This window comes from Herminiimonas sp. GW821-FHT09C12 (genome assembly GCF_059416385.1).
This window is the reverse complement of record NZ_JBWKPC010000002.1, coordinates 285,406-297,481: the sequence shown is the minus strand read 5'-3', so window position 1 is coordinate 297,481 and position 12,076 is coordinate 285,406. Positions and strand designations below refer to the sequence as shown.

The following is a 12,076-nucleotide window of genomic DNA, read 5'->3' as shown; positions in this document are numbered from 1 at the left end:
AATCCCTACACATGCCCCGTTGCAGTGTTCTCATCGGGGCGAGCGTAGATTGAGGCCGCCAGCAAGCGTTGCGTATAGGGTTCAAGCGGGTTCGATAACACGGACGCCGTCATACCCTTTTCCACCACATTCCCATCCTTCATCACCATCACACGATGTGCCATCGCGCGTATCACTGCCAAATCGTGACTGATGAAAATGTAAGCCATGCCGTATTTGCGCTGCAATTCCGCCAACAGCAACAAGACTTGATGTTGCACCGACACATCCAGCGATGAAGTAGGTTCATCCAGCAAAATCAGATCTGGCTTCAACACCAACGCACGCGCAATCGCAATCCGCTGACGCTGCCCACCGGAGAATTCATGCGGATAACGCGTCATCATCTCCGGTGACAATCCGACTTCGAGCAAACCATCAGCCACCGCTTTACGAATTCCTTCGGCTCCCAACTTCGGTTGATGCAAGGCCAAACCTTCGCCTACGATTTGTTCTATGGTGCGGCGTGGTGACAGCGAGGCAAACGGATCCTGGAATACGATCTGCATACGCGCACGCAAAGGCCGCAATGCATCACGACTCATATCCGCTATCGCTTTACCTTCAAATGCAATTGCGCCTTTCACTTTCGCACTGGATAGGCGCAATAAGGCCAAACCTAACGTTGACTTACCGGAACCTGATTCGCCGACTATGCCTAAAGTTTCACCGGGACGCACTTGCACGTCGACATCATCGACGGCAATAAATGGAATTGTCTTGAACCAACCTTTTTTGATATCAAAGGTACAGCGCACATGCTCGGCATTCAGCAGTGGCGTGGCAGCCTCGTTCACGGCATTGACCAATTGATGCGGCTGGCTCGCCAATAATTTCTGCGTATAAGCTTCGCGCGGAGCGGCGAACAGCTGCTGCGTGGTCGCCACTTCGATCAACTTGCCTTTTTCCATCACGCCGACGCGATCGGCAAAATGACGCACCAGATTCAAATCATGCGTAATCATCAACACCGCCATGTTTTCTTCGCGCTGTAACTGATTCAATAATTCGACGATCTGCACCTGTATCGTCACATCGAGCGCAGTGGTCGGCTCATCGGCGATCAGCAACTTTGGTTTACACGCCAAAGCCATCGCAATCATGGCGCGCTGGCGCTGCCCACCGGACAGTTGATGCGGATACGATAGTGCGCGTCGTTGCGGCTCTGGAATGCCTGTCTTGTCGAGCAATTCGACGGTACGTACAGCCGCTTTTTTCGCGCTGATGCCTTCATGCAGCATCAATACCTCTGCAATCTGATTACCTATCGTGAACAAGGGATTCAGTGCCGTCATCGGCTCCTGGAAGATCATTGCCACATCATTGCCGCGTACCGAGCGCATCGAGGCTTCGGTTTTTTGCAGGATGTCCTGACCTTCAAACAGAATCTTGCCGCCATACGTCGCATCCTGATTCAGACGTAATAGCGAAAGCGCAGTGACGGTCTTGCCCGAGCCCGACTCACCTACCAATGCAAACTTTTCACCGGCAGCAATGCTGAAGCTGACATCGTTGACGACTTTGCTGGTATCGAAGGACACCTGCAGGTTTTGAATATCCAGCAGACTCATGCTTTCCTCCGGACATCCAGCGAGTTACGCAAGGCATCGCCGATATTCGTTAACAACAGCAACATCACAGTCAGCACCACAAAGGTCGACAAAGCGATCCACCACGCATCTAGATTATTCTTCCCCTGCGCCAGCAACTCACCAAGACTTGCTGTTGATGCCGGCACGCCCAGACCGAGAAAATCCAAACTGGTCAACGCCAGAATCGCACCACTCATGCGGAACGGCAAAAAGGTCACTACCGGCGTCAAGCTATTTGGCAACACGTGGCGCCAGATAATCTGTCCGTTGGACAAACCCATCGCGCGTGCCGCCTGTACATATTCCAGATTACGATTACGCAGGAAGTCTGCACGCACATAATCAGACAAACTCATCCAGCCAAACAGTGAGAGCAAAATCAACAACAAACCTATGCTCGGTTGAAAAATAGAAGCAAAAATGATCAGCAAGTACAGCTCCGGCATAGAGCCCCAGATCTCCATAAAGCGCTGGAAGAACAAATCCGTCTTGCCCGCAAAGTAACCCTGGATCGCACCTGTAATTACACCTAGCAATACACCCGTGAAGGTCAGTGCTAATCCGAACAGCACGGAGACACGAAAACCGTATAACAAGCGTGCAGCCACATCGCGCCCTCTATCATCTGTACCCAGCCAATTCTCGGCGGAAGGTGGTGCAGGGTTCGGTGAGGTGGCGAAATAATTCAGCGTGTCGTAGTGGTAATGATTGAGCGGATAGATCGCCCAGTTGCCGTTCTTCTTGAATTGATCGCGTATGAAGGGATCAAGATAATCGGCAGGCGACTCGAAATCACCACCGAACTTCTTCTCCGAATACGTACTGAAGATAGGGAATACCAATTCGCCGTTATAGCGTGCGATCAATGGTTTGTCGTTAGACACCAGTTCTGCCATCAAACTGATCACCACCAGAATACTGAAAATGATCAGGCTCCAGTAGCCGCGACGATTCTTCTTGAAACGCAACCAAACGCGCCGTCCCGGCGATACCGACTCTGCGGCAGACGATGAAGAAGTGGAAGGTAAATTCATCGATTCAGACTTTCAAACTGCAAACGTGGATCGGCCCAGACGTAGCACAAATCGCCCAGCAACTTGACCACCAAACCGATCAGCGTAAAGAGATAGAGCGTACCCATCACAACCGGATAATCACGTCGGATCACCGATTCGTAAGACAACAGACCCAAGCCATCCAGCGAGAATAAAGTTTCGATCAACAGGCTACCGGCAAAGAACGCACCTATGAACGCAGCGGGAAAGCCCGTCACCAATGGGATCAATGCATTGCGGAATACGTGCTTGTACAAAACTGCGTTTTCGCTCAAACCCTTGGCGCGCGCGGTCAGCACATATTGTTTGCGAATTTCTTCGAGGAAAGTGTTCTTCGTCAGCATCGTCATTACGGCAAACGAACCGGCCACCGATGCGGTCACCGGCAGTGTGATGTGCCACAGATAATCGAGTACCTTGCCGATCAACGACAATTGATCCCAGTTATCGGAGGTCAAACCGCGCAGTGGAAACCACTGCACAAAGCTGCCGCCACCGAACATCACTAATAGGAAAACGCCGAGGATAAAACCAGGGATCGAATAACCAATTAGCACCACGATGCTGGTGAGTGAATCGAAACGACTACCTTCGCGCACTGCTTTCGCAATACCAAGCGGCAGCGAGATGAAATAAGTCAGGAAAAAAGTCCACATCCCTATCGTGATAGAGACCGGCAATTTCGACACGACCAAATCCCATACATCTTTGTGATGATAAAAACTTTGTCCTAAATCGAAGGTGGCAAAACCTTTCAGCATTTGCCAGAAGCGTTCCACCGGCGGTTTGTCGAAACCGTACAGTGCTTTAATTTCAGCTACGCGCTCGGCATCTATACCTTGCCGCCCGCGGTATTGCGATATGCCACCACCACCGGCTTCACCACCTGCACCAAACTGCCCTTTCAATTCCACCAAAGCCTGCTCAACCGGCCCGCCGGGTACGAACTGGATGACAGCAAAAGTAATCGCGATCACACCCAACAAGGTGGGCACCATCAGCAACACGCGTTTGATTATGTAAGACCACAGATTCATCGCGAGATCCTCATTTTGCTTTTTCTTGCCACCAGGTTGAAATCACATAAGGATCCGGCTGGTAATACAGCGGCAACTTGGCCGGCATGCCGAAACGGTTCCAGTAAGCGATCCTGTGAGTAGATGAATACCATTGCGGGATGACGATATGTTTGTTTAACAGTACGCGATCCAGTGCACGGGCTGCACCTTGCAGTTCTGTCCGGCTATCTGCTGCCACCAGCGCTTCGACCAGGCGATCGACGGCAGGATCTTTCAAGCCCCAAACATTGCTCGAACCTTTTTCATCTGCGGCCTTGGAACCGAACATATCGAACATCTCATTGCCAGGTGTACTGACGTCCGAGAAGCGGATGCTGGTCATATCGTAATCAAAATCTTCCATGCGCTTTTGTATCAAGGCATAGTCAGCCGTACGTTGCGTGACCTGTATTCCTAGTTTTTGCAGATTGCGGACATAGATGCTGATCACGCGCGACATGGCGGATTGATCATCCATGATTTCAAACGCAAATGGCTCACCTTTGGCATTACGCAAGGCACCGTCGCGATATTCCCAACCGGCCTGACGGAATAGTTCAACTGCTTTCAGCAAGTTGGTACGCAGCGAACCAGGTGGATTGGTATTTGGCGGGATTGGTGCAGGCCCGAATACAACGGGATCGAGCTTGCTACGCAACGGTTCCAGCAATACCAATTCTTCTGTTGAAGGCATACCGGTGGCTGCCATCGGACTATTATTGAAGAAGGAGTAAATGCGTTTGTAAGAGCCAAAGAATAGCTGGCGGTTCATCCATTCATAGTCCAGTGCCAAGCCCAATGCCTGCCGCACGCGTATATCCTGAAATTGCGGACGGCGCAGATTCATCATGAAGCCTTGCATGCCGGCACCGTTAGAATGCGCCAGCTCACGTTTAATGATTGCACCGCTATTGAATTTAGGTCCCTTGTAACTACGCGCCCAATTCTTTGCGCTGTTCTCCACGACCAGATCAAATTCACCAGCCTTGAAGGCTTCCAGACGCGCCACATCATCTTTGTAGAAACGGTAGTTGATGCGTGCGAAATTGAACATGCCTTTGCGCGTAGCGAGATCTTTGCCCCAGTAATTCGGATTCCGCTTGTAACTAATGGAGCGACCAGTATCGTATCTATCAATCAGATAGGGGCCGGTGGTTATCGGCGGTGTCAGCCCAATCTTGTCGAAGTCTGTACTTGCAGCCCATTTGCGCGAAAACACCGGCACGCTGCCGACTATCAAAGGCATTTCACGATTGAGTGTCTTGAAGTCGAAACGCACGGTGCGCTCATTCAACACCACACATTGCTTCACATTGGCGAGCAGCGATTTGACCTGCGGCGCACCTTTGGCCACCAGAGTATCAAAGGAATACTTAACGTCGGCAGCCAGCACCGGATCGCCGTTATTGAAACGTGCTTTCGGATTAAGGCGGAAAGTCATGGCCATACGATCCGCTGACAATTCCATGTCTTCTGCCAACAAGCCATACATGGTCGCCACCTCATCTGTAATGGCTTCAGAGCCACTGGAAGAAGTCGTCAGGCTTTCAAACATCAGATTGGTAAGTCCGGCCGCCGATACACCCTTCATCGAGAAGGGATTGAATTTATCGAAGCTGGTACGCCGATCCGGGTTGGCGAGGAATAACTCACCACCTTTAGGCGCATCTGGATTCACAAAATCAAAATGCGTGAAACCGGCCGGATACTTGGGCGTGTCGTAGAGAGAGAAAGCGTGCGCGGCAAAGGCGCTACTACTTTGAGAAATAAAACAGAACAGCAGAAGAGAAAAAAGTGATTTAGCCATTCGCCTGTCATTGATGGTGATTGCTTGCTGATCGCGCGATCCGCTCTCTGTTAAAGCGCAACGCATATATTGACGTTCTGGCTATTCTACAGAAACGCCCCGACGCCAGCACACTCTTGCATACACCTGCGGCAAAGCCGGCAAAAACAGAGAATTGTCACAAAAGTTGCCGTTGCGCCGACTAGCCCCTACAATCTTGCCCATTCCGCACTTATTCGCGCGCAGTTACTGTCGAAAATCCACTGGAGTCGTTCATGGCATTCTTGCAAGGCAAAAAAATCCTCATCACCGGTTTGTTATCGAACCGCTCCATCGCATACGGCATCGCTGCTGCTTGCAAGCGCGAAGGCGCTGAACTCGCATTCACCTACGTCGGCGACCGCTTCAAGGATCGCATTACCGAGTTCGCAAAAGAATTCGACAGCACACTGGTATTCGATTGCGACGTCGGTAGCGATGAACAAATCGCCGCACTGTTTGCCGATCTGGGCAAATCGTGGGATCACCTCGACGGTCTGGTCCACGCAATCGGCTTTGCACCACGCGAAGTCATTGCCGGCGACTTCCTCGATGGTATTTCACGCGAAGGCTTCAAGATCGCGCACGACATCTCTGCATACAGCTTCCCGGCGATGGCCAAAGCTGCGTTGCCGATGTTGCGCCCAAATGCAGCACTGCTGACCTTGACCTACCTCGGCTCCATGCGCGCCCTGCCTAACTACAACACCATGGGTCTGGCAAAAGCATCACTGGAAGCCAGCGTACGTTACATGGCTGAATCGCTCGGTCCTAAAGGCGTGCGCGTCAACGGCATCTCCGCTGGCCCGATCAAGACCTTGGCTGCCAGCGGCATCAAAGACTTCAGCAAGATCCTCAACTTTGTCAAAGCGCATGCACCATTGCGTCGCAACGTCACGATCGAAGATGTCGGCAATGCAGCAGCCTTCCTGTTGTCTGATCTGTCAGGTGGCATCACTGGCGAAATCACTTACGTCGACGGCGGCTTCTCGCATGTGGTCGGCGGCATGAACGGTCTGGAATAAACGCCATGCATAGAGTCAGATAAACGGCTCGATTCCGGTATGTGAAAACGCGGCAGTACGCTTACTGCCGCGTTTTTTATTAACATAGACACAAGTACAGTTTCAGCGCTCCTCAGAGGAGAAAAGCTTGTATTCCGCGACATGACTCGACAGTGAGTCCAATCTGTACTACAATGCGCGCTGTGCTTTGTAACAGACATCGCACTTTGCAGCATCGCGAACCGTTAGCATTAACGATAAAGCCCCCCGCCTTCAGGTGTTGAATTCCAGACACCGTCCCGGCGCAAAGCTTTTGTGCCGAAATCTCTCAGAGCTTTCTTAGCTGTTTCGTTGGTTGGCGTTGCATTTTTTGCGCACTCGCAGACATTCATCGTGGACACAATCCATGATGCGCGCTGTCGCGCTGATATATACGAAAGAAAAATAATGACTTTTGAATCACTAGGCCTCCACGCGTCCATCATCAAAGCACTGACCGAATCGGGCTACACAGCTCCAACAGGTGTGCAAGCCCAGGCGATCCCTGCAGGCATTGAAGGCCGCGACATGATGGTTTCGTCACAAACTGGTTCCGGCAAGACAGCGGCATTCATGCTGCCTGCGCTGCATAAATTCGCAGTTCAATCCGAACAGCAACAACCTGAATCTGGCAAAACACCTAATCAAGAAGCGCAATCGGCTCGCTCACGCGGCGATCGCCCACGCTTCAAAGCAGCACAACCGAAAATGCTGGTGTTGACCCCGACCCGCGAACTCGCACTGCAAGTAACTACCTCGACCGACAAATACGGCGCGTTCATGAAACGTGTCAAAGCTGTTTCGATTCTGGGCGGTATGCCTTACCCGAAACAAATGCAATTGCTAGCCAAGAATCCAGAGATTCTGGTAGCAACTCCAGGCCGTTTGATCGACCACATGGAATCGGGCAAGATCGATTTCTCGCAACTGCAAATCCTGGTATTGGATGAAGCGGATCGCATGCTGGATATGGGCTTTATCGACGACATCGAAAAAATCGTCGCAGCTACACCAGAAGGTCGTCAAACCATGTTGTTCTCGGCAACACTGGACGGCATGGTCGGCAACATGGCAAAACGCATCACCAAAGATGCATTGATCATTCAAATCGCCGGTTCCGCTACCAAGCATGAAAACATCAAGCAATGCGTCCACTTCGTCGACGATCTGTCGCACAAGAATCGCATGCTCGATCACCTGCTGCGTGACGAAACCATGGATCAAGCTGTTGTGTTCACCGCAACCAAACGTGATGCAGACACCATCGCTGATCGTCTGAACATCGCTGGTTTCGCTGCCGCTGCATTGCATGGCGACATGCACCAAGGTGCGCGTAACCGTACATTGGATGGCTTGCGTCGCGGTCAGATCCGTGTTCTGGTAGCAACCGACGTTGCTGCACGCGGCATCGACGTTCCAGCTATTACGCACGTTGTTAACTACGATCTGCCTAAGTTCCCGGAAGACTACGTTCACCGCATCGGTCGTACCGGTCGTGCTGGCCGTAACGGCATTGCAGTCTCGCTGGTAAACCACGCAGAAAGCATGAACGTCAAACGTATCGAGCGCTTCATCAAGCAATTGATCCCGGTCGAAGTCATCGAAGGTTTCGAACCAAAACGCAGCGCTTCGGCACCGCGTTCGAACCACAAACCAGGTGGCTGGAAACCAGGCGACAACCGTGGCAACACGGCTAAGCCAGGTCAGCGTACATTCAGCAAGCCAAATGCACCACGTAAAGATGGCAGCAGCTTCAACAAAGGTCCACGTACCGGCGATGCAGGCGGCGCAACACGTCGTCCTTTCGGCGAGCGTTAATCGCTGACGTCTGCCAGACGTTGAACTAAAAAGACCGGGTCATAAACCCGGTCTTTTTTTATGCGTCTACAGTTTTCAGTACAGTATCTTTATGTAAAGACGGAAATAACATACCGTAACAATTGTAAGCAGATGCATAAGTTGCTGAAGTAATTTATGCAAACGCTATAGTGAACCCATCATCACTTTCGAGACAAGAAATCATGAAACGATTACTTTTAGGCGTCGCCGCTCTTCTGCTCAGTGCAACTGCCGTCGTACCACTGCAAGCGATGGCGCAGCACACCAGCGTCAGCATCAATATCGGCACAGCACCGCCGCCACTGCGTTATGAACGTATGCCGCCGCCACGTCACGGTTATGTATGGGCACCGGGTTACTGGAATTGGAATGGCTATCAACACGTATGGGCGCAAGGCCACTGGGTACGTGCTCGCCCCGGCTATGTCTATCAACGTCCGCAATGGCACCAGGATCATGGTCACTGGAATTTGCATCAAGGTGGATGGCAGCAAAACAGACATGACAAGCACTATCGCAAAGACAAACACCACAACAAAAATAACGGTTATCACTGTCCTCCCGGCCAAGGCAAGAAGGGCAACTGTTAATACCAGCTCAGGAGGCGATAAATATCGCCTCCTGAGTTGAAATCTTTCCGTTACAAAGCGCAGGTACGAAATCCAACCAGCATGTCGCTACGTTCCGGTAGATAGAAATTTCTGAATTTAGGTGAACGTATTCTTTGCCGTGTCGCAAATGAGGCACCACGCAACACTTGATGCGTCATGAAATACGGTTCCGAATATTCACGATAAGCATCAACAGAGAATCCGGGATACGGCTCGAATGGCGAACAAGTCCATTCCCACAGATCGCCCCAGCGCAATGCCGGATGCGCAGACATTGCAGCAAATTCCCATTCCGCTTCCGTCGGCAAACGTCGATGGGCCCACAGACAAAATGCCTGAGCTTCAAACAAACTGATATGCCGTACAGGTTCATGGTCAGGTAACACGATCAATCGACCAAAGCGTTCCGCACACCAACGATGACCATCACGCTGCCAGCTAATCGGCGCTGAACGTTCTTGTTGCATCAGCCATGCGCGCCCTGCCTTGCTCCAAAAATTCGGATTGTCGTAACCACCATCGGCAATGAATTCGGCGAATTGTGCATTCGATACCAAAGTGGAATCCATCGTAAACGCCGGCACATACATCGCATGCGCATACTTCTCGTTATCGAAGATGAAGTCATCCGTTTTTTCACTGCCTAGCTGTATCGTGCCGCCGGGGAAACTAATCTCGCCTTGCGACCAGTTCGGCAAGGCAGGCGCTGCCAGACGCGTCAAAGGCATGACACGCAGCGTTTGCATTTGGCAAACCAGCGTCTCAGCACGCATGTCTTCATATACCAATGCCAGGCGATACGGATACAGTGCAGCATCGTCGTCTTCTGCACGCGAGAGCTTGTCCAGTACGCGATCCAGCACTTCATGGCAATAGGTTTTCAAGGCACCGGTGCGCGGCAAGTCTAGAGTCCAGCGACCACGATGTGACAAGGTATTCGGGTCGAACCAGTCATCGCCTTTGGTCAGCATCGAGGTACGCTGTGCAGCCGTCGGTGCACTCGATTCTGCCTCACGCAAGATATACCACTCGGCAAACCATGCTATATGCCCCAAGGTCCACAAAGGTGGAGAAACGTTGGGCGATATCGGCACATTCGCAGGGACATCCAAGCCGGCTTCGCAAAAACAATCAAAAAGCTGCAGCGTATAATCACGTGCATCTTGCAGCGCGTTGGTCAGCTCTTCAGACGTGGCATTGCGAAAAGATGAAGTCATTGAATAAACGCCGGTCGCAGATGGATAAAAACATCTTTATTGATACGACATGATGCCATATCAAATCGACTAAAAGCCAAGCAGCCAAGAAGCAGCACGCACACTTTAAAAAGAGAAATTCATGAATGCACCAATCAAACTTACTTCGTTCTCGCATGGTGGCGGTTGCGGCTGCAAGATTGCACCTGGTGTGCTGGCGGACATTCTGAAGAACTCCAGCGGCTTCCCTGTGCCAAAAGAATTAATGGTCGGCATCGAGACTTCCGATGATGCTGCCGTCTACAAGCTCAATGATGAGCAAGCGTTGATCGCGACTACAGACTTCTTCATGCCTATCGTCGATGATCCTTACGACTTTGGCCGTATCGCTGCCACCAATGCAATCTCCGACGTCTATGCGATGGGCGGCACGCCTATCATGGCGCTGGCCTTGGTCGGCATGCCTATCAATCAACTGCCGATAGAAACCATAGGTCAGATCATCAAAGGTGGTGAATCGATTTGCGCTGAAGCCGGCATCCCTATCGCCGGTGGCCACACTATCGATTCGGTCGAACCTATCTACGGCTTGGTAGTGCTTGGACTGGTGCACCCATCTAAGGTCAAACGCAATGCGGATGCCAAAGCCGGCGACAAGCTGATACTCGGCAAGCCCTTGGGAGTCGGCATCCTTTCCGCAGCTTTGAAAAAAAATGTGCTGGATGCAGACGGTTATGCCGCAATGATCGCGAACACCACCAAATTGAATAAGCCCGGCATGGCTTTATCCAAACTGGATGGCGTACATGCACTGACTGACGTAACCGGCTTCGGCTTGCTTGGACATTTGCTCGAACTCGCACGCGGTGCAAAATTAGGCGCAAAACTGAATATGCCCAGCATCCCACTTTTACCGAATGTTCAGCATCTGGCAGAGCAAGGCTGCATCACCGGCGCATCGGGACGTAACTGGGATGCGTACGGCCATGATGTATCGCTGGCAGCAGCCATCACACCGGTACAACGTGCATTACTGAGCGATCCACAAACCTCGGGTGGCTTGCTGGTCGCATGCGATCCTGCCAGCGTCGACGAAGTGCTCGCCCTGTTTCATCGTGAAGGTTTTGCCGATGCGCAAGTGATTGGAGAAATGGTCAAAGGCGCGGCTAAAGTTGAGGTAGCTGCATGACAATCACGGTACGAAGCGCAACAATCAACGATCTACACGCAGTTGCATCGCTATTTGACGCTTATCGTCAATTTTACCGTGAAGCGGCAGATATCGATGTCGCGCGTGATTTCATACATGCGCGCATGACTCGGAACGAATCCGTGATTTTTCTGGCAGAAGACGTTGCATCTACACCACTAGGCTTTACTCAGCTCTACCCGACCTTTTCATCCACCGCGGCAAAACGTATCTGGACCTTGAATGATCTGTTCGTTTCGACAACAGCACGAGGTCATGGCGTTGGCCGCGCATTATTGGAAAAGGCCAAGGAATTTGCCATTGCGGACGGTGCTGCGCGACTGGAACTGGCAACCGCGCACAACAACCCGGCGCAGAAACTGTATGAAGCCGCCGGTTATCAACGTGACAACGAATTCTTGCATTACACCCTGCCGTTGGATAAATGAAACTTGACAGCCACGTCCTTGTTCCCCTAAAGTTAGCCCCATGTCTTACGCAAACCACATTCCTTCCGCACCATCGCACATCGCTAGCGCATCGCTATCGACGCTGCTATCGCTATTACTAGCCTAGTATCGATCCCTTGTGTTGCACGCAACACACATGTTTTACCAGTCGTAGTCCAT

Annotated in this window: 10 protein-coding genes; 5 read left to right on the top strand and 5 right to left on the bottom strand. The window is 51.6% G+C overall.

Annotation, left to right across the window (positions count from 1 at the left end; all coding sequences use genetic code 11):
• Positions 1–5: 5 nt before the first annotated feature.
• The 4 genes from AC07N2_RS11285 to AC07N2_RS11270 are packed head-to-tail and all read right to left on the bottom strand — an operon-like array spanning position 6 to position 5,551.
• Positions 6–1,610, bottom strand: a complete 1,605-nt coding sequence (locus AC07N2_RS11285; protein WP_494778365.1) for an ABC transporter ATP-binding protein — start codon at positions 1,608–1,610, stop codon at positions 6–8.
• The gene (locus AC07N2_RS11280; protein ID WP_494778364.1) at positions 1,607–2,665 is read right to left on the bottom strand and encodes an ABC transporter permease; all 1,059 of its coding nucleotides are present in this window, start codon (positions 2,663–2,665) and stop codon (positions 1,607–1,609) included. The genes AC07N2_RS11285 and AC07N2_RS11280 overlap by 4 nt, the downstream gene beginning before the upstream one ends.
• On the bottom strand, positions 2,662–3,723 hold the full coding sequence (locus AC07N2_RS11275; RefSeq protein ID WP_494778363.1) for a microcin C ABC transporter permease YejB: 1,062 nt from the start codon (positions 3,721–3,723) through the stop codon (positions 2,662–2,664). Before AC07N2_RS11275 ends, AC07N2_RS11280 begins: the two co-directional genes overlap by 4 nt.
• Positions 3,724–3,733: 10 nt before the next feature.
• Positions 3,734–5,551 carry an extracellular solute-binding protein gene (locus AC07N2_RS11270; protein WP_494778362.1) on the bottom strand — a complete coding sequence of 606 codons (1,818 nt, stop codon included), beginning with the start codon at positions 5,549–5,551 and terminating at the stop codon, positions 3,734–3,736.
• Between the two features lie 254 nt (positions 5,552–5,805).
• Between AC07N2_RS11270 and fabI the strand changes: the two genes are divergently transcribed.
• The 3 genes from fabI (at position 5,806) to AC07N2_RS11255 (ending at position 9,041) form a co-directional block, all read left to right on the top strand.
• Positions 5,806–6,594, top strand: coding sequence for an enoyl-ACP reductase FabI (fabI, locus tag AC07N2_RS11265; protein ID WP_494778361.1), 789 nt, complete (start codon positions 5,806–5,808; stop codon positions 6,592–6,594).
• Positions 6,595–7,020: 426 nt separating this feature from the next.
• Positions 7,021–8,430: a DEAD/DEAH box helicase gene (locus AC07N2_RS11260; protein ID WP_076593968.1), complete on the top strand. Its 1,410-nt coding sequence runs from the start codon at positions 7,021–7,023 to the stop codon at positions 8,428–8,430.
• Positions 8,431–8,633: 203 nt separating this feature from the next.
• Positions 8,634–9,041 carry a YXWGXW repeat-containing protein gene (locus AC07N2_RS11255; protein WP_494778360.1) on the top strand — a complete coding sequence of 136 codons (408 nt, stop codon included), beginning with the start codon at positions 8,634–8,636 and terminating at the stop codon, positions 9,039–9,041.
• A gap of 50 nt (positions 9,042–9,091) precedes the next feature.
• Here the strand turns inward: AC07N2_RS11255 and senA are convergent, their stop codons facing one another.
• Positions 9,092–10,279 carry a selenoneine synthase SenA gene (gene senA, locus AC07N2_RS11250; RefSeq protein ID WP_494778359.1) on the bottom strand — a complete coding sequence of 396 codons (1,188 nt, stop codon included), beginning with the start codon at positions 10,277–10,279 and terminating at the stop codon, positions 9,092–9,094.
• A gap of 121 nt (positions 10,280–10,400) precedes the next feature.
• On the opposite strand from senA, the gene selD reads away from it, so the two are divergent.
• Both selD and AC07N2_RS11240 read left to right on the top strand, forming a co-directional pair.
• Entirely contained in the window at positions 10,401–11,447 is a 1,047-nt protein-coding gene (gene selD / locus AC07N2_RS11245) for a selenide, water dikinase SelD (RefSeq protein ID WP_494778358.1), read from the top strand.
• Positions 11,444–11,896 (top strand): GNAT family N-acetyltransferase, encoded by a 453-nt coding sequence (locus tag AC07N2_RS11240; RefSeq protein WP_494778357.1) that lies wholly within the window; start codon positions 11,444–11,446, stop codon positions 11,894–11,896. The genes selD and AC07N2_RS11240 overlap by 4 nt, the downstream gene beginning before the upstream one ends.
• The last annotated feature ends 180 nt before the right edge of the window (positions 11,897–12,076 follow it).

Bases quoted from the DNA above. Each gene is read 5' to 3' on its own strand.
- AC07N2_RS11275 (WP_494778363.1), bottom strand. From the start codon at position 3,723: ATGAATCTGTGGTCTTACATAATCAAACGCGTGTTGCTGATGGTGCCC.
- AC07N2_RS11255 (WP_494778360.1), top strand. From the start codon at position 8,634: ATGAAACGATTACTTTTAGGCGTCGCCGCTCTTCTGCTCAGTGCAACT.
- AC07N2_RS11240 (WP_494778357.1), top strand. From the start codon at position 11,444: ATGACAATCACGGTACGAAGCGCAACAATCAACGATCTACACGCAGTT.
- senA (WP_494778359.1), bottom strand. From the start codon at position 10,279: ATGACTTCATCTTTTCGCAATGCCACGTCTGAAGAGCTGACCAACGCG.
- selD (WP_494778358.1), top strand. From the start codon at position 10,401: ATGAATGCACCAATCAAACTTACTTCGTTCTCGCATGGTGGCGGTTGC.
- AC07N2_RS11280 (WP_494778364.1), bottom strand. From the start codon at position 2,665: ATGAATTTACCTTCCACTTCTTCATCGTCTGCCGCAGAGTCGGTATCG.
- AC07N2_RS11270 (WP_494778362.1), bottom strand. From the start codon at position 5,551: ATGGCTAAATCACTTTTTTCTCTTCTGCTGTTCTGTTTTATTTCTCAA.
- AC07N2_RS11260 (WP_076593968.1), top strand. From the start codon at position 7,021: ATGACTTTTGAATCACTAGGCCTCCACGCGTCCATCATCAAAGCACTG.
- fabI (WP_494778361.1), top strand. From the start codon at position 5,806: ATGGCATTCTTGCAAGGCAAAAAAATCCTCATCACCGGTTTGTTATCG.
- AC07N2_RS11285 (WP_494778365.1), bottom strand. From the start codon at position 1,610: ATGAGTCTGCTGGATATTCAAAACCTGCAGGTGTCCTTCGATACCAGC.